18 protein-coding genes and 1 other RNA gene are annotated in these 22,264 nt (G+C 72.2%); 17 read left to right on the top strand and 2 right to left on the bottom strand.

The genetic code is table 11. From position 1 onward, the window contains the following. The coding region (locus IE109_RS31850) for an LPXTG cell wall anchor domain-containing protein (RefSeq protein WP_229891838.1) at positions 1 to 539 on the top strand (539 nt) is incomplete at its 5' end. A 95-nt stretch (positions 540 to 634) separates the two neighbouring features. Here IE109_RS31850 and IE109_RS31855 read toward each other — a convergent pair. Then, positions 635 to 826, bottom strand: coding sequence for a hypothetical protein (locus tag IE109_RS31855; RefSeq protein WP_189554846.1), 192 nt, complete (start codon positions 824 to 826; stop codon positions 635 to 637). Between the two features lie 280 nt (positions 827 to 1,106). Between IE109_RS31855 and ftsE the strand changes: the two genes are divergently transcribed. The 5 genes from ftsE (at position 1,107) to ssrA (ending at position 5,075) form a co-directional block, all read left to right on the top strand. Then, positions 1,107 to 1,796, top strand: a complete 690-nt coding sequence (gene ftsE / locus IE109_RS31860; RefSeq protein ID WP_189554847.1) for a cell division ATP-binding protein FtsE — start codon at positions 1,107 to 1,109, stop codon at positions 1,794 to 1,796. A gap of 49 nt (positions 1,797 to 1,845) precedes the next feature. Further along, the gene (gene ftsX / locus IE109_RS31865) at positions 1,846 to 2,766 is read left to right on the top strand and encodes a permease-like cell division protein FtsX (protein ID WP_189554848.1); all 921 of its coding nucleotides are present in this window, start codon (positions 1,846 to 1,848) and stop codon (positions 2,764 to 2,766) included. Positions 2,767 to 2,833: 67 nt separating this feature from the next. Continuing rightward, complete coding sequence (locus tag IE109_RS31870) at positions 2,834 to 4,018, top strand: S41 family peptidase (RefSeq protein ID WP_189554849.1); 1,185 nt, start codon at positions 2,834 to 2,836, stop codon at positions 4,016 to 4,018. An 18-nt stretch (positions 4,019 to 4,036) separates the two neighbouring features. Continuing rightward, entirely contained in the window at positions 4,037 to 4,522 is a 486-nt protein-coding gene (smpB, locus tag IE109_RS31875; RefSeq protein ID WP_064072159.1) for an SsrA-binding protein SmpB, read from the top strand. 182 nt (positions 4,523 to 4,704) lie between these two features. Beyond that, positions 4,705 to 5,075: a transfer-messenger RNA gene (gene ssrA / locus IE109_RS31880) on the top strand. Positions 5,076 to 5,139: 64 nt separating this feature from the next. On the opposite strand, the gene IE109_RS31885 is transcribed toward ssrA, so the two are convergent. Beyond that, entirely contained in the window at positions 5,140 to 6,489 is a 1,350-nt protein-coding gene (locus tag IE109_RS31885; RefSeq protein WP_189554850.1) for an MFS transporter, read from the bottom strand. Between the two features lie 83 nt (positions 6,490 to 6,572). Here IE109_RS31885 and IE109_RS31890 point away from each other — a divergent pair, with 83 nt between their 5' ends. The 11 genes from IE109_RS31890 to IE109_RS31940 all read left to right on the top strand — a co-directional run bounded on the left by IE109_RS31890 (position 6,573) and on the right by IE109_RS31940 (position 21,953). Then, positions 6,573 to 7,538: a LysR family transcriptional regulator gene (locus tag IE109_RS31890; RefSeq protein WP_189554851.1), complete on the top strand. Its 966-nt coding sequence runs from the start codon at positions 6,573 to 6,575 to the stop codon at positions 7,536 to 7,538. Between the two features lie 145 nt (positions 7,539 to 7,683). Continuing rightward, complete coding sequence (locus IE109_RS31895) at positions 7,684 to 8,826, top strand: hypothetical protein (protein ID WP_189554852.1); 1,143 nt, start codon at positions 7,684 to 7,686, stop codon at positions 8,824 to 8,826. After that, positions 8,827 to 11,013 carry a bifunctional polysaccharide deacetylase/glycosyltransferase family 2 protein gene (locus IE109_RS31900; protein WP_189554853.1) on the top strand — a complete coding sequence of 729 codons (2,187 nt, stop codon included), beginning with the start codon at positions 8,827 to 8,829 and terminating at the stop codon, positions 11,011 to 11,013. A gap of 362 nt (positions 11,014 to 11,375) precedes the next feature. Beyond that, a complete protein-coding gene (locus IE109_RS31905; protein ID WP_189554860.1) occupies positions 11,376 to 12,581 on the top strand; it encodes an acyltransferase family protein in 1,206 nt (401 codons plus the stop codon). 150 nt (positions 12,582 to 12,731) lie between these two features. After that, on the top strand, positions 12,732 to 14,063 hold the full coding sequence (locus IE109_RS31910) for a nitrate/nitrite transporter (RefSeq protein WP_189554854.1): 1,332 nt from the start codon (positions 12,732 to 12,734) through the stop codon (positions 14,061 to 14,063). 89 nt (positions 14,064 to 14,152) lie between these two features. Then, complete coding sequence (locus IE109_RS31915; protein ID WP_189554855.1) at positions 14,153 to 15,304, top strand: uroporphyrinogen-III synthase; 1,152 nt, start codon at positions 14,153 to 14,155, stop codon at positions 15,302 to 15,304. A gap of 264 nt (positions 15,305 to 15,568) precedes the next feature. After that, positions 15,569 to 16,201, top strand: a complete 633-nt coding sequence (locus tag IE109_RS31920) for a CGNR zinc finger domain-containing protein (protein WP_189554856.1) — start codon at positions 15,569 to 15,571, stop codon at positions 16,199 to 16,201. Positions 16,202 to 16,306: 105 nt separating this feature from the next. Further along, positions 16,307 to 16,900: a sigma-70 family RNA polymerase sigma factor gene (locus IE109_RS31925; RefSeq protein ID WP_064072166.1), complete on the top strand. Its 594-nt coding sequence runs from the start codon at positions 16,307 to 16,309 to the stop codon at positions 16,898 to 16,900. Continuing rightward, positions 16,897 to 17,724 carry an anti-sigma factor family protein gene (locus IE109_RS31930; protein ID WP_189554857.1) on the top strand — a complete coding sequence of 276 codons (828 nt, stop codon included), beginning with the start codon at positions 16,897 to 16,899 and terminating at the stop codon, positions 17,722 to 17,724. Before IE109_RS31925 ends, IE109_RS31930 begins: the two co-directional genes overlap by 4 nt. 60 nt (positions 17,725 to 17,784) lie before the next feature. Continuing rightward, positions 17,785 to 20,073 (top strand): HelD family protein, encoded by a 2,289-nt coding sequence (locus tag IE109_RS31935; RefSeq protein ID WP_189554858.1) that lies wholly within the window; start codon positions 17,785 to 17,787, stop codon positions 20,071 to 20,073. A gap of 446 nt (positions 20,074 to 20,519) precedes the next feature. Next, entirely contained in the window at positions 20,520 to 21,953 is a 1,434-nt protein-coding gene (locus IE109_RS31940) for an NAD-dependent malic enzyme (protein WP_189554859.1), read from the top strand. Positions 21,954 to 22,264: the final 311 nt, after the last annotated feature.

Genomic DNA, 22,264 nt, shown 5'->3' on the forward strand with positions numbered 1-22,264 from the left:
GCGGTACCGGTGACCAGGGTGGCACGGGCGACCAGGGTGGTACCGGTGACCAGGGTGGCACCGGTGACCAGGGCGGTACCGGTGACCAGGGTGGCACGGGTGACCAGGGTGGCACGGGTGACCAGGGTGGCACGGGTGACCAGGGCGGTACGGGCGACCAGGGCGGTACGGGCGACCAGGGCGGCACCGGCACCTCCGGTGGCAACGGCGGCAACCAGGGCGGCACCACCGCCACGGGCGGCTCCGGCACCACGGGCGGCTCCGGCACCACCGGCGGCTCCGTGACCGGCGGCTCCGTGACCGGCGGCAGCGACGCCGGCACCTGCACCGTCGACCTCGACGGAGCCGAGTGCGCCGACAACACCGACACCGACTCCGCCGGCTCCAAGCCGGTCGAGCAGGGTCAGGCCAAGGAGGAGCTGGCCGAGACCGGCGCCGCCGAGACCTCGTTCCTGCTCATCGGCGCCGCGACGATGATCGCCGGCGGCATCGGCTTCCGCATGCTGCCGCGCCTCGTGGGCGGCCGTACGGTCGCGTAACGACCCGGAACGACGAGAAGGGCCCGGGCGGGCCGTCACGGCCGCCCGGGCCCTTCCCCGCGTTCACGGCGCGCACGACGGGCGTGCGCGAGGCGCTACGCGGTCTGGTGCGCCAGCAGGGCCACCGCCGCGACCATGATCAGCAGAAGGGTCAGCAGGGCCACGGGGTTCAGCCCGCCGAAGGGGCCGTCCTGCTGGAGGCGCTCCCGGTTCGCCCGGCAGACGTGGCACCGGCCCTCGCTGACGGGCGCCGCGCAGTTGGCGCACACCAATCGGTCATAGGTCATGCGCTCTCCTCCTCCCGCGCGGCGGAGCCGCAGACGCGGACCGTGCGCTGACGCGGACTGTGCACACGGTTCTCTCCGCCCAACGCTCAGGGGAACGCATCCGTTCCCCCTACCACTGTGCCAGCTTCCCGGAGTTTAGGCGCGCCCCGTCGGATTCCGCCCGCTCCGGGCTTGTACCGCACGCGGACAAAAGGCGCAAGGCGGGACGACGACTGCACGCGGCATGCCCAGTCGCGTATGGTCACGCACACCTATACTCCCTGCCAACCGTGGTGCACCCGTGATCCGATTCGACAACGTCTCCAAGACCTACCCGAAGCAGAACCGCCCCGCGCTGAGGGAGGTCTCCCTCGAGATCGAGAAGGGCGAGTTCGTCTTCCTCGTCGGGTCCTCCGGCTCCGGAAAGTCCACCTTCCTGCGGCTGGTCCTGCGCGAGGAGCGCGCCAGCCACGGCACGGTGCACGTTCTGGGCAAGGACCTCGCCCGGCTGTCCAACTGGAAGGTGCCGCACATGCGCCGCCAGCTCGGCACCGTCTTCCAGGACTTCCGCCTGCTGCCCAACAAGACCGTCGCGCAGAACGTGGCGTTCGCGCAGGAGGTCATCGGCAAGCCGCGCGGCGAGATCCGCAAGGCCGTTCCCCAGGTCCTCGACCTCGTCGGTCTCGGCGGCAAGGAGGACCGGATGCCCGGCGAGCTGTCCGGCGGTGAGCAGCAGCGGGTCGCCATCGCCCGTGCGTTCGTCAACCGGCCGATGCTGCTGATCGCCGACGAGCCGACCGGCAACCTCGACCCGCAGACCTCCGTCGGCATCATGAAGCTGCTGGACCGGATCAACCGCACCGGCACCACCGTCATCATGGCGACGCACGACCAGAACATCGTCGACCAGATGCGCAAGCGGGTCATCGAGCTGGAGAAGGGCCGTCTCGTACGCGACCAGGCGCGCGGCGTCTACGGCTACCAGCACTGAGCAGCAGCACCCGCAGCACCCCGCAGCAAGGAAAGGCTGAACGCACGCGATGCGCGCCCAGTTCGTACTGTCGGAGATCGGTGTCGGCCTCCGTCGCAATCTCACGATGACCTTCGCCGTCATCGTCTCCGTGGCTCTGTCACTCGCCCTCTTCGGCGGGGCGCTGCTCATGCGCGAGCAGGTCAGCGTGATGAAGGACTTCTGGTACGACAAGGTCAACGTCACGATCTACCTCTGCAACAAGAACGACGCCGCGGCCGGCGGCACGTGCAACAAGGGCGCGGTCACGGCCCAGCAGAAGAAGGAGATCGAGGCCGACCTCAAGAAGCTGGACAACATCGTGGAGAAGGTGCACCACGAGACGGCCGACGAGGCGTACAAGCACTACAAGGAGCAGTACGGCGACACCGCGATCGCCAGCATCATCACGCCGGACCAGATGCAGGAGTCGTACCGGGTCAAGCTGAAGGACCCGGAGAAGTACAAGGTCGTGGCGACCGCGTTCGCCGGGCGGGCCGGTGTGCACTCGGTGCAGGACCAGCGGCAGACGCTGGAGAACCTGTTCCAGATGATGCGGGGAATGAACGTCGCCGCCCTGTGCGTCATGGCGCTGATGCTGGTCATCGCGCTGATGCTGATCGTCAACACGGTGCGCGTCTCCGCGTTCAGCCGGCGCCGGGAGACCGGCATCATGCGGCTGGTCGGCGCGTCGAGCTTCTACATCCAGATGCCGTTCATCATGGAGGCGGCGGTGGCGGGCCTGCTGGGCGGCGTCGTGGCCTGCGCGATGCTGCTGGTCGGCCGGTACTTCATGATCGACGCGGGGCTCAATCTGGCGCAGAGCATGCCGCTGGTCAACTTCATCGGCTGGGACGCCGTGATAACGGTGCTCCCGCTCGTCGTGGTCATCGGCCTGCTGATGCCCTCCCTTGCCGCTGCCATCGCGTTGCGCAAGTACCTGAAGGTGTGACGATCGCCCGTGGCGCCGTGCGGTCAACAACCGTACGGCGTCTTTTCCTTGTCCTAGAGTGGGCGCCATGCCGGGCCCCGCTCTCTGTATGCGGCCCCGCGGCGCTCGTAGCCGCGGGGCGGCCCTGACATTCGTCTTCGCCTCCGTCCTCGTCACCGCCGCGGTCACCAACTGCCTGCCCCACGAGGAGAACCCGCCCGAGCGGCCCGTCGCGCGGACCGTCCCCGGCGCCGGGCACGGCCGGGGCGAGGTCGACCAGCGGGAGCTGGCCCGCGCGGCGGCCGAGGCCATGGCGGACGGCAAGTCCGGCGCCAAGGCGGCCGAGGAGGTCGTCAGCCGCAGCGGCGACCGCTGGGGGGTCGTCTACGACCAGCGGGAGTTCGAGGAGTTCGAGCAGGCCCTCGACGGGCGCTACACCGGCGTGGGCCTGTCCGCCCGCCGCGCGGCCGGCGGCCGGATAGAGGTGGCCCGCGTCCAGCGCGGCGGCCCGGCGGACCGGGCGGGCCTGCGGCCCGGGGACCGGATCCGCGCCGTCGACGGCCGCCCCGTGGACGGCCGCTCCGCCGCCGAGGTCGTCGCCCTGCTGCGCGGCGAGGGCGCCCCGCCCGGCTCGCCGGTCGCCGTCGCGGTGCAGCGCGGCACGCGCGCGTGGAGCCGGACACTGCGCCGGGCGAGCCTCGCCACCGAGGACGTGACCGTGCGGCGGCTGGCCGGCGGGGCCCTGGCGATCAGGGTCGAGGCGTTCACCAAGGGCACCGGCCGGCGGGTGCGGGACGCGGTGCGCACCGCCCCCGGCGGCGCCGGCGTCCTGCTGGACCTCCGGGGCAACAGCGGCGGCCTGGTCACCGAGGCCGTCACGGCGGCCTCCGCCTTCCTGGACGGCGGCCTCGTCGCCACGTACGACGTGCACGGCGAGGACCGGGCGCTGTACGCCCAGCCCGGCGGCGACACCCGCAGGCCCGTGGTGGCGCTGGTGGACGGCGGCACCATGAGCGCGGCCGAACTGCTCGCCGGAGCCCTCAAGGACCGCGGCCGGGCGGTGACGGTCGGGTCCCGCACCTTCGGCAAGGGCGCGGTCCAGCTGCCCAGCCGGCTCCCCGACGGCTCGGTCGCCGAGCTGACCGTCGGCCACTACCGCACGCCCGCGGGACACACCGTGGACGGCCGCGGCATCGTCCCCGACGTGGTGGTCGCCGACCGCGCCGAGGAGCGGGCCCGGACGGTATTGAGTGGCCTCGGGGGCCGCTCGTAGTGCGAAAATGGCGGCACTATGGCCAAGGAAAAGAACACAGGGCGCAAGCTGATCGCGCAGAACAAGAAGGCGCGGCACGACTACACCATCATCGACACCTACGAGTGCGGCCTGGTGCTGACCGGCACCGAGGTGAAGTCGCTGCGCCAGGGGCGGGCCTCACTGGTGGACGGGTTCGTCCAGATCGACGGCAACGAAGCCTGGCTGCACAACGTGCACGTGCCGGAGTACGCGCAGGGGACGTGGACCAACCACAGCGCCCGGCGCAAGCGGAAGCTGCTGATGCACCGGCACGAGATCGACAAGCTGGAGTCCAAGTCCCAGGAGACGGGCCACACCATCGTGCCCCTGTCGCTGTACTTCAAGGACGGCCGGGCGAAGGTCGAGATCGCGCTGGCGAAGGGCAAGAAGGAGTACGACAAGCGCCAGACGCTGCGGGAGAAGCAGGACCGCCGTGAGGCGGAGCGGGTGATCTCGGCGGTGAAGCGCCGGGAACGGGCCTGATCCGGACCGCACCGCCGCGCCGGGGACCCGCCGCGCCGGACGCGTCGCCGCAGCCCGGCTTCGCCTCGCCACCCGGCGGCCCGGAATAGGCTGGCACCGTCGGGCGTTGGTCACGTACGATGGCATCTGCCCCTCACAGCGGGGGCGCGCCCCCTCGGGGGCACGGTTTGAAAAATCAACATGGGGATGATCGGTTTCGACAGCGGATGTCGAAGCAGGGGAAGCGTGTCGAGGAAGCGGCAATGATCTCGTAAACCATATGTCGCAAAAAATAATCGCCAACACCAAGCGCGATTCCTTCGCCCTCGCTGCCTAAGTAGCGAGCTTGCGAAGTGTCAGCCCGGGGCTGTTCCCGACCCGGATCCTGGCATCAGCTAGGGAACTAAACCTCTAGGCCCGGTCACGGGGTGTAGAGGGAAACCAAACAGTGACTGAGCCCGTCGGAGACTTGTCCGCGTGATCTCCGGGGCCGAGAAAATCGCAGCGGACTGCACACGGAGAAGCCCTGATTCTGCACCGTTGGACGCGGGTTCGATTCCCGCCATCTCCACGAGCGGTATCTCCGGGGGCATGCCCCCGGACCCGTCACCCCATGTGGACGCAAGGCCCGGCAGCCGTCACGGCAGCCGGGCCTTCGTCGTACCCCCGGCCGCCGCCGCCAGGACGAGGGCGAGGGCCGCCGCCGCGACCGGGACGGTGTACCCGGCGGCGGCGCCCGCGTGCTCGGCCGTCCAGCCGCCGGTCGCCGAGCCCGCCGCGATGCCGCCGAGCAGGGCGGTGACGGCGAGCGTCATGCCCTCGTTGAGCTGCCCCGGCGGCGTCAGGCGCTGGACCAGCGTCATCCCCGTCACCATGGTCGGCGCGGTGGCCATGCCCGCGATCAGCAGCGCGCCCCCGAGGGCGAGCAGTGAGCCGGTACCGGCCGCCGACAGCAGCGGCAGCGCCATCAGGGCGGTCATCGCGGCCAGGCAGCCGAGCAGCCGGCGCCGTACGTCCCCTCCGGGCACCGTCACCGACCCGTACACCAGGCCCGCCGCGCACGACCCGGCCGCCTGGAGCGCCAGGAGCGGGCCGGCCGCGGGGCCGTCCACGTACGCCAGTGTGACGACCTCCATGGACCCGAAGACCGCGCCGGTCGCCAGGAACACCACCATCAGGGCCGGCATGCCGGGGGTGCGCAGCGGTGAGCCCGCGCCGCCGCCTCGGGGCGCGGGCGGCGGCTCGGTGGCGCGCTGGGCAGCGAAGAGCAGCACCCCGGTGAGCAGCAGGACCGCGCCGGTCAGCGTGCCGGCCTCCGGGAACAGGGCGGCGCACAGGAAAGCGGCGAGGACGGGGCCGATCATGAAGCACAGTTCGTCGACGGCCTGCTCGAAGGCGTTCGCGGTGTGCAGCGCGGCGGGATCGTCCCGGTGCAGGTGGGCCCAGCGGGCGCGGGACATGCCGCCGGTGTTCGGCGTCGTCGCCGTCGCGGCGTACGCGGCGAACAGGGTCCACGCGGGCGCGTGCAGGTGCACGCACAGCAGCAGGGCCAGCGACCCGAGGACGGCGAGCGCGGTGGCGGGCACGGCGATCCGCGCCTGCCCGTACCGGTCGACCAGGCGGGCCGTGAACGGCGCCACCAGGGCGGTGGCGGCGAGCCCGGTTGCGGTGACGGCGCCGGCCAGGGCGTAGGAGTCGTACTCCGCGGCGATCATGATGACCGCGCTCACGCTGAACATGCCCATGGGGACGCGCGCCACGAGGTTCCCGGCGGTGAAGGCCCGGGTTCCCGGCGTCGCGAACAGGCGGCGGTAGGAGGCGAGCGTCCCGCGTGACCCGGTGCGCGGTCCGGGACGCTGCCGACCGCCGGACGCCGGCGGCCGGGTACGGCGCGGTGCGGGGACGGACGCCGGCTCGCGGTAGCGGGGCGCGAGGACGGGGGACTCCGCGGTGAGGGCGAGCGGCGGGGCGCTGTTCGTCTTGGGCATGCGGTCAGCCTCGTGCCGCCGGCCGCCGCCGGTCCAACACCTGGTGGGGCCCCATTGACGCACCCTGGTTGTAAATTCGGTCCGTGCCCCACGACCTGGAACCCCGGCTCCTGCGCGCCTTCGTGGCCGTCGCCGAGGAGCTGCACTTCACGCGTGCCGCCGCCCGGCTGTACGTCGCCCAGCAGGCGCTCAGCCGGGACATCCGGCGCCTGGAGCGGGAGCTGGGCGCCGAGCTGTTCACCCGCACCACCCGGCAGGTGCTGCTCACGCTGGACGGGGAGCGGCTGCTGCCGTACGCCCACGGCGTGCTGGCGGCGTACGACGAGCTGGGCGCCGCCTTCGACGACGGGGCGCGGCCCCTGCTGGTGGACCTCAACACCGACGGCATGATCAGCGGCCGGGTCCTGGCACGCGCCCGTGAACTGGCCCCCGAGTGCGAGCTGATGGCCCGCTACGAGAGCGGACTGACCGGCGCGGCCGCCGAGATCCTCGCCGGACGCCTGGACGTGTCCTTCGGCCGGTTCGCCGGGCTGGCTCCGGCCGTCCGCGCCCGGCTGTCGGCCCAGCCCGTGCGATGGGAGCCGATGGCCGTGCTCCTGCCCGACGACCACCCGCTGGCCTGCCGGCCCGAGGTGGAGCTGGACGCGCTGGCCGGGGAGTCCGTGTACGCGGGCGCCGGCAACCCCGCCACCAGGGAGTGGACCGACCTGGCCGAGCGGCTCTTCGCGGGGCGCGGCATCAAGGTCGCGCCGCCGGCCCCGGTGGCGATCGGCTTCGAGGAGTTCCGCCGGGTCATGGCCAAAACTCGTTCCCCCGTCCTCGTCGCCGTGGATTTTCCGGCCATGCCCGGGTGCGTGCTCCGGCCGCTGGTGGACCCGATACCGCTCTCCCCGGTCTCCCTGGTGTGGCGCAAGGGGCTCAAGCACCCGGGCGTCACCGCGCTGCGCACGGCGGCGGCCGCACTGGCCGAGGCCGAGGGGTGGCTCGGGAAACCCGCCGGAGCCTGGCTCACCGAGGGTGATTTGACGCACATGTGCCCGAATCAATGAACCATAAGCACCGGCGTCACGGGCGTGCGCTACATTCATTGTCCGGGTGCAGTGAAGGTGGGGGCGCTCCGACAGGGTGGGGGCCCGGTCCGGTGCGAGTACCCAATGGTCCGTGTACGCACCCAAGGTCCGTTCAGTGGGGGATGTGCGTACAACAGTGGACAATCGGCGAGAAAGTGCCTGGGACGGGCACCAGAACGAGCCACACGACAGCACCGTCCAGCTCGACGGTTTCACCGACTTCGACGCCTTCGGCCGCCGGGGCGGCGGCGCCGGACACCATGCCGGTGCCCCCGGACACCCCGGGCCCTCCGGCTACCGGGGCGACCACGGATACCCCGCCGCCGATTCCGCCCACGCGACCGGCCAGGAGTACCCGGCCGGGGACTTCGCCCACGCGACCGGCCAGGGGTACCCCACCGGGGACTTCGCCCCCCTCACCGACGACGGCTACGGACACTCCCTCGCCGCGGCAGGTCACGGGGACGAGACCCTCGCCTACCGCGCCGACGCGCTCGGCCCGGCCGGCCCGGACGACCGGCTCGCCGCCGGGGACGCGGATCTCCTGACCGCCGAGCTGCCCGCCGTGACCATGGCCATACCCTCGGGCGCCCCCGCGCCCGTACCGTCCGCCGCCCCCGCGCCGCCGTCGGCCGCGCGGTCCGGGCCGGCGGACCACGAGCCCTCCGACGGGCCGGTCTTCGTCGACGAGAGCGGCCGCCGCAGCAAGAAGTTTCGCCGGCTCGGCTGGGTGCTCGCCACCGCGTGCGCGGTGTACGCCATCACGCTCGTCGTCTCCGTCATCGGCGGCAACTCCTCCGCCCCCTGGCTGCTCATACCCGGTCCCGCCGACGAGAAGAAGACCGAGACCACCCAGGTCGAGCCCGCGCCCAGCGGCAGCGTCACCCCTTCCGACGGCAACTCCGGGGCCGTACCCGGCGCTCCGGCGCCCACCGACTCCACGGGCGCGGTCATCCCGCGGCCCGTCGACGGCGGCACGCAGGGCGTGCCCACCGTCCCCGGCCCGGGCGCGTCGTCCGCGCCGGACGCCACGCCCAGCGCGGGAACCGCCGCGGGCACCGGCGTCGAGGAGAAGCCCGCCGACCGGCCCATCCCCGACCGGCCCACCGACGGCGGAACCACCCCGCAGCCGCCGCCCGTCACCCCTCCCGAGACGCCGGATCCGGATCCCACGGACACCCCCCCGACGCCCCCGACGGAAGAACCCACCGACCCGCCGGTCGGAGACAGTGGCGGCCAGGAAATGGCCGCGGAAGGCGCACAGTAAATGACTTCCCCCGGCAGGCGGCGCGCGCAGAAGCAGAGGCGTGTCCGCCGGCGCAGGCTGCCCATGCGCTATCTGCTGCCCTCGCTCTTCCTGGTCGCGCTCCTCGCGATGCTCATGCTGCGCGGTTACGTCCACAGCGAGATCCTCGCCGACCACCGCGTCCGCCCGCCGGTCTCCTACGACCAGGTGCCCGAGGACATCCTCAAGGGCGGACCGGTCATCGACGCGCGCGACCCGAACGCCCCCAAGGCGCTGAGCGTGCCCGACCGGAAGCTCGTCCTCACCTTCGACGACGGACCGGACCCGGTCTGGACGCCGCGCGTCCTGGACAAGCTGAAGGAGTACGACGCGCACGGCGTCTTCTTCGTCACGGGCACCATGGCCTCGCGCCACCCCGACCTGGTCGAGCGGATGGTGCGGGAGGGCCACGAGGTCGGCCTGCACACCTTCAACCACCCCGACCTGTCCTTCCAGACCAAGAACCGCATCGACTGGGAGCTGTCCCAGAACCAGCTGGCCATCGCCGGCGCCGCCGGTGTGCGCACCTCCCTGTTCCGCCCGCCGTACTCCTCGTTCTCCGCCGCCCTGGACAACGAGTCCTGGCCGGTCACGCAGTACATCGGCACCCGCGGCTACATCACCGCCTTCAACAACACGGACTCCGAGGACTGGAAGCGCCCCGGCGCCGACGCGATCATCAAGCGCGCCACGCCGAAGGGCACCCAGGGCTCCATCGTGCTGATGCACGACTCCGGTGGCGACCGCTCCCAGACCGTCGAGGCGCTCGACCGCTTCCTGCCGCAGATGCAGCAGCGCGGGTACGAGTTCACGGTCCTCACCGAGGCGCTCGGCGCGCCGAGCGCCCACACCCCGGTCACCGGCTTCGAGCTGTGGAAGGGCAGGGCCTGGGTCACCGCCGTCGCGGTCTCGGAGAACACCACCACGGTGCTGGTCGGCGGCCTGGCCGCCATCGGCGTCCTCGTCATCGGCCGCTTCGGCCTGATGCTGGTGCTGTCCTTCGCGCACGCCCGCAAGGTGCGCCGGCGCGGCTTCGCCTGGGGCGCCCCGGTCACCGAGCCGGTCACGGTGCTGGTCCCCGCGTACAACGAGAAGGAGTGCATCGAGAACACCGTGCGCTCCCTGATGGCCAGTGACCACCCGATCGAGGTCATCGTCATCGACGACGGCTCCACGGACGGCACCGCCGACATCGTCGAGAACATGTGGCTGCCGAACGTCCGCGTGGTGCGACAGGTCAACTCGGGCAAGCCCGAGGCGCTCAACAACGGCATCCGCAACGCCCGCTACGACATCATCGTGATGATGGACGGCGACACGGTCTTCGAGCCGTCCACCGTCCGCGAGCTGGTGCAGCCGTTCGGCGACCCGCGCGTCGGCGCGGTCGCGGGCAACGCCAAGGTCGGCAACCGCGACTCGCTCATCGGGGCCTGGCAGCACATCGAGTACGTGATGGGCTTCAACCTCGACCGCCGGATGTACGACCTGCTGGGCTGCATGCCCACCATCCCGGGCGCGGTCGGCGCGTTCCGCCGCGAGGCCCTGGACCGGGTCGGCGGAATGAGCGAGGACACCCTCGCCGAGGACACCGACATCACCATGGCCATGCACCGCGACGGCTGGCGCGTGGTCTACGCGGAGAAGGCCCGCGCCTGGACCGAGGCGCCGGAGTCCGTGCAGCAGCTGTGGTCCCAGCGCTACCGCTGGTCGTACGGCACCATGCAGGCCATCTGGAAGCACCGCCGCGCGCTCATCGAGAGCGGCCCCTCCGGGCGCTTCGGCCGGGTCGGACTGCCGCTGGTGTCGCTGTTCATGGTGCTGTTCCCGCTGCTGGCGCCGCTCATCGACGTGTTCCTGCTGTACGGCCTGGTCTTCGGCCCCACCGGCCAGACGGTCGTCGCCTGGCTCGGCGTCCTCGCCATCCAGGCCGTGTGCGCCGCGTACGCCTTCCGGCTCGACCGGGAGCGCATGGTCCACCTCATCTCGCTGCCCCTCCAGCAGCTCCTGTACCGGCAGCTCATGTACGTGGTGCTGCTCCAGTCCTGGATCACCGCCCTCACCGGCGGCCGGCTGCGCTGGCAGAAGCTGCGCCGGACCGGTGTGGTGGAGGCGCCCGGCTCCATCCCGAGCCAGCGGCGCAGCGGTGACGATCGGAGTCCTGTCGCATGACGCCCCCCAGCAACCGCCCGCCGTCCGACGGCCCCGACTGGTTCGGCACCCCGGTGCCGGGCAACGACGGCGCCGGTACGCCGGCCCACACCCCCTTCCCGGGCGTCGGCCCGTACGGCTCCGGCGCCGACGCGTTCGGCGCCGCACCCGGCCCCGGGCCCGCCCCGGCCGCGTACGACGACGTCTTCGGCGGTGGCCCCGCGAGCACCGGCACCCGCCCGGCGGGCGACCCGTTCGGCGACCCGTTCGCGACTCCCGCCGCCCATGACGTCCCCGGCCCGCGGACGGCGGACGAGCCGGACACCCGGCGCGCCGCCCACGACACCGGCCTCGCTCCGGGCACCAGCACCGGCACGGCGACCATGACCGCGGTGGAGACCACCGGCGGCGTACCGCGCGCGCGGCACAAGGCGCCCGTCGCGGGCGGCCCCGCCCCGGCGGCGAAGCGGCCCGGCCGCGACCGCTACCTCGACCTGCTGCGCGCCATCGCCCTGGTGCGGGTGATCGTCTACCACATCTTCGGCTGGGCCTGGCTGACCGTCCTGTTCCCCTCCATGGGCGTGATGTTCGCGCTCGCCGGGTCCCTGATGGCCCGCTCGCTGTCACGGCCGGCCTGGGGTGTGATCCGGGGGCGCGTCCGGCGGCTGCTGCCGCCCATGTGGGCGTTCTCGCTCACCGTCGTACCGATCATGTTCTACTTCGGCTGGAAGCCGCTGAAGGAAGAGGGCCTGTGGTGGTTCGCCAAGCTGGCCACCTACGTGTTCCCGATCGGCGCCCCGCCCTTCCCCTGGCACAGCGGTGACAAGGCCGGTCTGCTGGAGGACACCTGGGCCGTGCAGGCCGCCGGGCCGCTCTGGTACATCCGTGCCTACCTGTGGTTCGTGATCGCCTCGCCGCTGCTGCTGCGGGCGTTCCGCAAGCTGCCGTGGGTGACGTTGTTCGCGCCGCTCGGCCTCACCGCGATCGTCGGCTCCGGTCTGATCAAGATCCCCGGCGAGACCGGCAACGCGATCACCGACTTCGCCTGCTACGGCTCCTGCTGGGTGCTGGGCTTCGCGCACAACGAGGGCCTCTTCCAGAAGGTCCCCCGGTACCTCTCGGTCTCCGGATCGGCGCTGATCATGGCCTTCGGGCTGTGGTGGGCGTCCGGGCACCTCGGCCCGGACGGCTGGGACCTCAACGACATCCCGCTCGCCCAGGCCGCCTGGTCCTTCGGCTTCTGCGTCATCCTGCTCCAGTACTCGCCGTCCTGGAAGGAACTGCCCGGGAAGCTGGCCGGCTGGGACACCCTGGTGACCCTCGCCAACAACCGGGCCGTGACGATCTACCTCTGGCACAACCTGCTGATCATGGCCACCATCCCGGTCATCGACCTGCTGTTCCGGATCCCGGGCGTCTGGCCCACCTACTCCGGCTACATCGAGAGCTCGTACACCGTGCTCATGCTGATCGTGGTCTTCCCGCTGATCGGTCTGATGATCATGGCCGTGGGGTGGCTGGAGGACGTCGCCGCCAAACGCAGACCCCGGCTCTGGCCCAACGGAGCCCCCAAGAAGGCGCGGAGGTAGCACGGCGCCCGGCCCGGCGCTCACAGTGAGCCCGCGCGCCCGGTGAGAGCAAGGTTTCAGCCCGGTCACGTCATATGACCGGGCTGAAACGCATCCTCCCTAGCGTCGGTCCCGACGGGAACGACGGACTGACAGCTGTGGAGGTACGCGATGGGCGGCCGGTGGATCGAGCGGTGGGAACCCGAGGACGAGACCTTCTGGCGGGAGGAGGGCGAGCGGATCGCCAAGCGCAACCTGCTCTTCTCCGTCTTCTCCGAGCACATCGGGTTCTCCATCTGGTCGCTGTGGTCCGTGATGGTCCTGTTCATGGGCCCGGAGTACGGCATCGACCCGGCCGGCAAGTTCTCCCTCATCGCGGTGGCGACGCTGGTGGGCGCCGCGATCCGGATTCCCTACACCTTCGCCGTCGCCCGCTTCGGCGGCCGCAACTGGACCATCTTCAGCGCGCTGATGCTCCTGCTGCCCACGGGCGCCGCGTACACCGTGATGGAACCCGGCACCTCGTACACGACCTTCCTGCTGGTCGCCGCCCTCACCGGCGTAGGCGGCGGCAACTTCGCCTCGTCGATGACCAACATCAACGCCTTCTTCCCGCTCCACAAGAAGGGCTGGGCGCTCGGCCTCAACGCGGGCGGCGGCAACATCGGCGTGCCCGTCGTCCAGCTCATCGGCCTGCTCGTCATCGGGACGGCCGGGGCGGCCCAGCCCCGCGTCGTGCTCGGGATCTACCTGCCCCTGATCGTGGCCGCCGCCCTGTGCGCCGCGCTGTACATGGACAACCTGGCGCCCGTGAAGAACGACACCGGCGCGGTCAAGGAGGCCGTCAAGGACGCCCACACCTGGATCATGGCGTTCCTGTACATCGGCACCTTCGGCTCGTTCATCGGCTACAGCTTCGCCTTCGGCCTGGTGCTCCAGACCCAGTTCGGCCGCACGCCGCTCCAGGCCGCGTCCCTCACCTTCATCGGGCCGCTGCTCGGCTCCCTGATCCGGCCGCTCGGCGGCTCCCTCGCCGACCGGCACGGCGGCGCCCGCATCACCCTGGGCACCTTCGTCGCGATGGCCGCCGCGACCGGAGTGGTCGTCCACGCCTCCGTGACCGAGTCGCTCGCCGTCTTCCTCGTCGGCTTCATCGCCCTGTTCATCCTCAGCGGCCTGGGCAACGGCTCGACGTTCAAGATGATCCCCGCCATCTTCCAGGCCAAGGCCCACGCCATCGGGCTGGAGGGCGAGGAGGCCGCTGCGTACGGACGCCGTCTCTCCGGCGCCGCGATCGGACTGATCGGCGCGGTCGGCGCGGTCGGCGGGCTCGCCATCAACCTCGCCTTCCGGCAGTCGTTCCAGACCGCCGGCACCGGCACCGCCGCCTTCGTCGCCTTCCTCCTCTTCTACGCCGCCTGCCTCACCGTCACCTGGGCGGTATACCTTCGCCGCCCGGTGGAGGTGCCCGCCGAGCGGCGGCTCAGCTACTCCGAGGTGTGACCGGCGTGGCACGCGGCGGCGCGGTACGTAACGGGGGAGAAACTTCGGTGAACCGAGACCGACACGGATCCTTGCCAGTCTCTGACGTCATGCACCAGCACGAGCATGCTTCCCACGGCCCGCTGGCCGGGTTCACCGTCGGCGTCACCGCGGCCCGCCGCGCGGACGAGCTGGGCGCGCTGCTGGAGCGGCGCGGCGCGGCCGTCCAGCACGCCCCCGCGCTGCGGATCGTGCCGCTGGCCGACGACGCCGAGCTCCTCGACGCCACCAAGGCCCTCGTCGGCCACGCCCCGGACGTCGTGGTCGCCACCACCGCGATCGGCTTCCGGGGCTGGCTGGAGGCGGCCGACGGCTGGGGGTACGGCGAGGAGCTCGTCGACCGGCTGCGGGGCGCGCAGGTCCTCGCCCGGGGCCCCAAGGTCAAGGGCGCGGTACGGGCGGCGGGGCTGACCGAGGAGTGGTCGCCCGCCTCGGACTCCATGGCCGAGGTCCTGGACCGGCTGCTCGGCCAGGACCTGACCGGGCGGCGCATCGCGCTCCAGCTGCACGGCGAGCCGCTGCCCGGCTTCGTCGAGGCGCTGCGTGCCGCGGGCGCCGAGGTCGTGGTCGTCCCCGTCTACCGGTGGATGCCGCCCGAGGACCTCGCGCCCCTGGACCGGCTCATCGACGCGACCGTGGGCCGGTCCCTGGACGCGCTGACGTTCACCAGCGCCCCGGCCGGCGCCTCGATGCTGGCCCGCGCCCAGGACCGCGGCCTGCTGCCCGAGCTGCTCGACGCGCTGCGCCACGACGTGCTGGCCGCGTGCGTCGGACCGGTCACCGCGCTGCCGCTCCAGGCGCACGGCATCGACACCGTGCAGCCGGCCCGCTTCCGGCTCGGCCCCCTGGTCCAGCTGCTGTGCCAGGAACTGCCCTCGCGGGCGCGGACCCTGCCGGTCGCCGGGCGCCGCGTCGAGATCCGGGGCCACGCCGTCCTGGTCGACGGCGACCTGCGCCCGGTGCCGCCGGCCGGCATGTCGCTGCTCCACTCGCTGGCCCGCCGCCCCGGCTGGGTCGTCTCCCGTGCCGACCTGCTGCGCGCCCTCCCGGGTGCCGGACGCGACGAGCACGCCGTGGAGACCGCGATGGCCCGCCTCCGCTCGGCCCTGGGCGCGCCCAAGCTCATCCAGACGGTCGTCAAGCGGGGCTATCGGCTGGCCCTCGACCCGGGAGCGGACGCCAAGTACGCGGACGCGCCCTAGGGGCGTGTCTTACGGATCTTGCCGGGCTCGTGTGCCCCGGCACGCGCGTCCGCGGCGTTGTCGTCGGTCGCCCATGCTCCGCGGTGGGTCCCTCCTCCGCCTCGCATCCGCACGCACCGGACCCCGCTCCCTGATCCGGCCTGATCCAAGAGACACGCCCCAGCGGCGACGACGTCCTCGCCGACCGTGCCCCGGGTCCGGCACCGCCCCCCGCCCGGGTGGGCGGGGTTCCCGTCCGGGACGCGGACGGGCACCCTGGGGCGCATGGTGGCTTGGCGGTTCCACTCCGGGCGGCTCTGCCTGGACCTGATGGATCTGATGGGCCGGGTGGGCCCGCTCGACAGGGTGGGCCCGGCGGACCGGGCGGACCCGGGGGACCCGGTGGACCCGGGGGCCGACCCGCCGCCGGACGCGGGGCGGCTCGCCCAGTGGCTCCACGCCGCCGGGCTCGTACCGGCGGGGACACCGCTCGACGGGGTCGACGGACGGTGGGCGGAGCGGTTCGCGGAACTGGCGCGCGACATCGACCAGTTGGTGCGCGACGACCTCGCCGGCCACGGGCGGTACGCCGCCTCCCGGCTGGACCACCTCAACGCCCTCGCCGCCCCGCCACCCCCCGCGCCCCGCGCCGTACGCGGCGAAGAGGGCGGCCTCGTACGGGCCCTGGCCGCTCCGCCCGACTGCGCCGCCCTCCTCGCGGCCGTCGCCCGCGACGCCGTCGACCTGCTCACGGACCCCGTCACCCGGGCCCGGCTGCGCCAGTGCCAGGGGGAGGGGTGCCGCCGTGTGTATCTGGACACATCCCGGGGACGCCGCCGCCGCTGGTGCTCCAGCGAGGAGTGCGGCAACCGGGAGCGGGTCGCGCGCCACCGCGCGCGCACGCACGGGCAGTTGTGAAACTTCCCGGGAAAAAAATCTCCCCGCGTTGAGTGAACCCTCCCGCTCCCCACGTAGTGATGGGGGACAGCGAGTCAGATCAAGGTCTCGACCGGGAGGTTCCAGGTGCGCAAGGATGCCGCCGTGGCCGATGACCGTCGGGGGACGCATCGCGCCCGGCATCGAGCGGTGCCCGCACGCACCCAACCGGACGTCCCGGACGAAGAGTTGATGCGTGCCCTCTACCGTGAACACGCCGGGCCGCTGCTCGCCTACGTACTGCGCCTCGTCGCCGGCGACCGCCAGCGGGCCGAGGACGTCGTACAGGAGACGCTCATCCGTGCCTGGAAGAACGCCGGTCAGCTCAATCGGGCGACCGGCTCTGTCCGACCCTGGCTGGTGACGGTCGCCCGGCGTATCGTCATCGACGGCCACCGCAGCCGGCAAGCCCGGCCGCAGGAGGTCGATCCGTCGCCGCTCGAGGTCATGCCCGCGGAGGACGAGATCGACAAGGCGTTGTGGCTGATGACGCTCTCTGATGCGCTCGACGATTTGACCCCGGCCCACCGGGAAGTCTTGGTCGAGACCTATTTCAAGGGGCGTACGGTCAACGAGGCTGCCGAAATCCTCGGCATACCCAGCGGGACCGTGCGGTCCCGCGTGTTCTACGCACTGCGTTCGATGAAGCTCGCGCTGGAGGAGAGGGGGATCTCGGCATGACGTCGCACCACGCTCCGCAGGGGAACGAGTCGGTGCACGACTCGGTCGGCGCGTATGTGCTCGGCATTCTGGACGACGCCGAAGCCACCGCCTTCGAAGCGCACCTGGCGGGCTGCGACCTGTGCGCCCATCACCTGGAGGAATTCTCCGGGATGGAGCCGATGCTGGCCATGCTCGCCGAGGCCCCCGGCCCGGCGGAGCGGCCGGTCGTCCTCCCCATGCCGGAACGGCCCGGCGCCCGGGGCGCCCCCGGCGGACCACCGGCGCCGATGCTCGACCGCCTCGTCGACGAGGTGGCCGTCAAACGCGCACAGCGCCGCCGCCGCAGCCGATTCCTGGTCGCGGCGGCCGCCGCGCTGATCATCGCGGGTCCCGCGACCGCGTTCGTCGTCACCTCCGGCGACGACCCGGCCAACCGGACCAACCAGGCGATCGACCCGCACCCGACCAGCCCCGCCGAGGACGCCTTCTTCCACCACATGGAGGAGAAGGTCCAGCACACCGACGCGCGCACCAAGGTCAGCGCCGCCGTCGGCATGGAGAAGAAGGCCTGGGGCACCCACACGGTCCTGGAGCTCAAGAACGTCAAGGGCCCGCTGAAGTGCAACCTGATCGCCGTCTCCAAGACCGGCGAGGAGGAGGTCGTCACGTCCTGGGCGGTCCCCAAGTGGGGCTACGGCATCCCCGGCAGCACGCACGAGACGGGCAAGAACCCGCTGTACGTCCACGGAGGCGCGGCGATGAACCGGAACGACATCGATCACTTCGAGGTCCGCACCTTCGACGGACAGCGTCTGGTGGAGGTCCCCGCGGCCACCGCCTGACATATGCCCCTCCTGTGGCGTACGCTCGACGGCTGCCCAGCACGTCAGAAGGGGGCCTCGGTGGCCGCGCAGGAAGCCGACCGTGGTGTCGATACGATCCGGGACCGCGAGATCGGCACCGAACAGGACCACCTGGACCAGGTGTACCGCCGCCTCGAGGAGAAGATCCACGAGGCGGAGTTCCTGATGAACGACGCCGCCCAGCGCGGCCAGGTCGGCACGCCCGGCGCGCTCGCCGAGCGGGACGCCCAGGTGTTCCGGGCCGGTATCCACCTCAACCGGCTCAACAACGAGTACGAGGACTTCCTCTTCGGCCGGATCGACCTGCTGTACGGCAAGGACGGCAAGAAGGGCCCCGACGGCGCGTACACCTCCGTCGAACCCGCCGACGACGCCGTACGGCCGGACGGCACCGCCGACATCGGAGAGACCCTCCACATCGGCCGCATCGGCGTCCTCGACTCCGACTACGCGCCGCTGGTCATCGACTGGCGCGCGCCGGCCGCCGCGCCGTTCTACCGCTCCACACCGGTCGAGCCCGGCCGGGTGGTGCGCCGCCGGGTCATCCGCTCCCGGGGCCGCAAGGTCCTCGGCGTCGAGGACGACCTGATGCGCCCCGAGCTGAAGGCCCGCCTGGGCGGCGAGGAGCTGGCGGTGATCGGCGACGGCGCGCTGATGGCCGCCCTCGGCCAGGCGCGCAGCCACTCCATGCGGGACATCGTCTCCTCCATCCAGGCCGAGCAGGACCTGGTCATCCGCGCGCCCGCCGCCTCCGTCACCTACGTCGAGGGCGGCCCCGGCACCGGCAAGACCGCCGTCGCGCTGCACCGCGCGGCCTATCTGCTCTACCAGGACCGGCGCAGATACGCGGGCGGCATCCTGATCGTCTCGCCGACCCCGCTGCTGGTCGCCTACACCGAGGGCGTCCTGCCGTCGCTGGGCGAGGAGGGCCAGGTGGCGATCCGCGCGGTCGGCAGCCTGGTCGACGGGGTGGAGGCCACGGCGTACGACGAGCCGGCGGTCGCCCGCGTCAAGGGCTCCTCCCGCATGCGGACGGTGCTGCGCAAGGCCGTGCGGGGTGCCCTGGAGCTGGGGGACGCCCCCGAGCGGCTGCGCGTGGTGGCGTTCGGGCGGCGCCTGGAGCTGGAGGCCGAGGAACTGAACCGGATCCGGCACGCCGCGCTCGGCGGCACGGCGCCGGTCAACCTGCTGCGTCCCAGGGCGCGCAAGCTGCTGCTGGACGCCCTGTACGCCAAGACGGGCGCGGGCTCCCGGCACCCGGGGGACCCGGAGCTGGCCGCCGAGCTGCGGTCCTCCTTCGACGAGGACGTCACCACCGAGGACAGCTTCCTCGCGTTCCTGGACGCCTGGTGGCCCGAGCTCACGCCCCGGCGCGTGCTGGAGGCGATGGCCGACGAGAAGCGGCTGGGCCGCTGGGCGCGCCGGGTGCTGAACCAGGGCGAGGTGCGGCGCCTGGCCCGATCGTTGCGGCGCGACGGGCTGTCCGTGCACGACGTCGCCCTGCTGGACGAACTCCAGACGCTGCTGGGCGCCCCGGCGCGCCCGCGCAGGAAGCGGGAGCTCGACCCGCTGGACCAGCTGACCGGTCTGGAGGAGCTGATGCCGGTCCGCGAGGAGTCGCAGCGCGAGCGGGCGGAGCGGCTGGCGCAGGAGCGCACCGAGTACGCCCACGTGATCGTCGACGAGGCGCAGGACCTCACGCCCATGCAGTGGCGGATGGTCGGCCGGCGGGGGCGGCACGCCACCTGGACCGTGGTGGGCGACCCGGCCCAGTCGTCCTGGTCGGTGCCGGACGAGGCGGCCGAGGCGCGGGACGAGGCGCTGGGCTCCCGCCCGCGCCGCCGCTTCGAGCTGACGGTGAACTACCGGAACCCGGCCGAGATCGCGGAGCTCGCCGCCAAGGTGCTGGCCCTGGCGATGCCGGGCATGGAGGCGCCCAGGGCGGTGCGCTCCACGGGCGTGGAGCCCCGCTTCGTGGCCGTCCGGGACGGGGATCCGGCGGAGGCGGTGCGCGAGGAGGCGCGGCGGCTGCTGGACCGGGTGGACGGCACGGTGGGCGTCGTGGTCGCGATGAACCGGCGCGAGCAGGCGGCGCGCTGGCTGGCGGACCTGGGCGACCGGGTGGTGGCGCTGGGCAGCCTGGAGGCCAAGGGGCTGGAGTACGACGCGACGGTCGTCGTCTCGCCCGCCGAGATCGCCGACGAGTCGCCGGCCGGCCTGCGGGTGCTCTACGTGGCGCTCACCCGCGCCACCCAGCAGCTGACGGTGTTGTCGGGCCGCCGCGACGACCCGGACGCGCGGGGGGTGCCGGACCTGCTCCGCGACTGACGGCGGGCGGGCGAGGGCCCGGGCGGGCGGGCTCCCCGGGCCGCCGTGGAACAGTCCGGCGAGGGGGAATCACTTTCCCGGACGGTTTGTTAGCCTGGGTGGTGGCACCGGCTCGATCCAAGCCCCCGGGCCCAACCTTCGTCGCTACGAGCGACCACTTGCCGCGAGGCGAGCATGGCGGGTCGGTGCCACTCAAGCAGTACCCAGCAGGTCCGTGTCATCGTCCGATGACACGGACCTGTTGTCGTTCCCGCCGTCGTTTGTCCGCCAGGGCTTCCGTCGACGCCCGTTTCTCTCGTATGGTGGAAAACAGTTTCCGAAAACCGTACGACCGAAACGACCGCTATTACCTGCTACTCGCAGGTAGGTGCGACCATCGGAGGGCTCCGCCCGGTCACCGCCGGCGCGGCGCGGCAACGAACCAGGGAAAGCAGAGGAACACGGCCATGGCAACGGCGCCCAGCGTCTCGTACTCGATGACGGTCCGGCTGGAGGTGCCCGCGAGCGGAACAGCGGTCTCCCAGCTCACCACGGCTGTGGAATCCTCCGGCGGCTCGGTCACCGGCCTCGACGTGACCGCCTCCGGCCACGAGAAGCTGCGGATCGACGTCACCATCGCCGCCACCTCCACCGGCCACGCCGAGGAGATCGTCGGGAAACTGCGCGGCATCGAGGGCGTCGTCCTCGGCAAGGTCTCCGACCGTACGTTCCTGATGCACCTCGGCGGCAAGATCGAGATGGCGTCCAAGCACCCCATCCGCAACCGCGACGACCTCTCCATGGTCTACACGCCCGGCGTGGCCCGGGTCTGCATGGCCATCGCCGAGAACCCCGAGGACGCCCGCCGCCTCACCATCAAGCGCAACTCCGTCGCAGTCGTGACGGACGGCTCCGCCGTCCTGGGCCTCGGCAACATCGGCCCCAAGGCCGCGCTGCCGGTCATGGAGGGCAAGGCGGCCCTCTTCAAGCGGTTCGCCGGCATCGACGCCTGGCCCATCTGCCTCGACACCCAGGACTCCGACGCCATCGTCGAGATCGTCAAGGCGATCGCCCCCGGCTTCGCCGGCATCAACCTGGAGGACATCTCCGCGCCCCGCTGCTTCGAGATCGAGGCGCGGCTGCGCGAGGCCCTCGACATCCCGGTCTTCCACGACGACCAGCACGGGACCGCGATCGTCGTCCTGGCCGCGCTGACCAACGCGCTTCGCGTGGTGGGCAAGGCCGTGGGGGACGTACGGGTCGTCATGTCCGGCGCCGGAGCGGCCGGAACGGCCATCCTCAAGCTGCTCATCGCGGCGGGCGTCAAGCACGCCGTCGTCGCCGACATCCACGGTGTCGTGCACGCGGGCCGCGAGGACCTCGTCTCCGCCGACCCCGAGTCGCCGCTGCGCTGGATCGCCGACAACACCAACCCCGAGGGCGTCACCGGCACCCTCAAGGAGGCCGTGCGCGGCGCCGACGTCTTCATCGGCGTCTCCGCCCCGAACGTCCTGTCCGGCGACGACGTGGCGGCCATGGCCGACGGCGCGATCGTGTTCGCGCTCGCGAACCCGGACCCGGAGGTCGAGCCCGCAATCGCCCGCCAGACGGCGGCAGTTGTGGCCACCGGCCGGTCCGACTTCCCCAACCAGATCAACAACGTGCTGGTCTTCCCCGGTGTCTTCCGCGGCCTGCTCGACGCCCAGTCGCGCACGGTCAACACGGAGATGATGCTGGCGGCGGCGACCGCCCTGGCGGACGTCGTCACCGAGGACGAGCTGAACCCGAACTACATCATCCCGTCGGTGTTCAACGACAAGGTCGCGGGAGCCGTGGCGGGTGCGGTCCGGGACGCGGCCAAGGCCGCCGGTGCCGGTGTGACGGCCCCCACGTCCGCCTGACCTCCGGCGCGTCGCGGGTCCCCGGGCCGTAAAACCGCCTTTAGGGTGGCGGTTCGGCTCCGGGGAGTCCCGGCACGGTCGACCCAACGTCACCACGGCGGGGCTGTGGCGCTTTTCGTGTGACTCCGGAGGGTGCCGGATTGGCTTTCCCGCCGCTGGTGGGGGCAGGATGCGTATTCGGGCGCGAGGGTCTGACAGCAGACCCGGGTCCGGGGACTGTCCAAGGGCCCTGGCAGCATCGGCTTCGCTGCGGGGATGACCAGGTCCGCGCCCTGGAGTTTGGTCGGGCCGGACACCACCGCCGAGTGCAG

The sequence above is a fragment of the Streptomyces lavendofoliae genome, from assembly GCF_014649735.1.
In the GTDB taxonomy this organism is placed as follows: Bacteria; Actinomycetota; Actinomycetes; order Streptomycetales; family Streptomycetaceae; genus Streptomyces; species Streptomyces lavendofoliae.

Coding starts and splice junctions, on each gene's coding strand:
- IE109_RS31915 (WP_189554855.1), top strand. CDS start 14,153: ATGCACCAGCACGAGCATGCTTCCCACGGCCCGCTGGCCGGGTTCACC.
- IE109_RS31870 (WP_189554849.1), top strand. CDS start 2,834: ATGCCGGGCCCCGCTCTCTGTATGCGGCCCCGCGGCGCTCGTAGCCGC.
- IE109_RS31910 (WP_189554854.1), top strand. CDS start 12,732: ATGGGCGGCCGGTGGATCGAGCGGTGGGAACCCGAGGACGAGACCTTC.
- IE109_RS31855 (WP_189554846.1), bottom strand. CDS start 826: ATGACCTATGACCGATTGGTGTGCGCCAACTGCGCGGCGCCCGTCAGC.
- IE109_RS31905 (WP_189554860.1), top strand. CDS start 11,376: ATGACCGCGGTGGAGACCACCGGCGGCGTACCGCGCGCGCGGCACAAG.
- IE109_RS31930 (WP_189554857.1), top strand. CDS start 16,897: ATGACGTCGCACCACGCTCCGCAGGGGAACGAGTCGGTGCACGACTCG.
- IE109_RS31920 (WP_189554856.1), top strand. CDS start 15,569: ATGGTGGCTTGGCGGTTCCACTCCGGGCGGCTCTGCCTGGACCTGATG.
- IE109_RS31885 (WP_189554850.1), bottom strand. CDS start 6,489: ATGCCCAAGACGAACAGCGCCCCGCCGCTCGCCCTCACCGCGGAGTCC.
- IE109_RS31940 (WP_189554859.1), top strand. CDS start 20,520: ATGGCAACGGCGCCCAGCGTCTCGTACTCGATGACGGTCCGGCTGGAG.
- smpB (WP_064072159.1), top strand. CDS start 4,037: ATGGCCAAGGAAAAGAACACAGGGCGCAAGCTGATCGCGCAGAACAAG.
- IE109_RS31900 (WP_189554853.1), top strand. CDS start 8,827: ATGACTTCCCCCGGCAGGCGGCGCGCGCAGAAGCAGAGGCGTGTCCGC.
- ftsX (WP_189554848.1), top strand. CDS start 1,846: ATGCGCGCCCAGTTCGTACTGTCGGAGATCGGTGTCGGCCTCCGTCGC.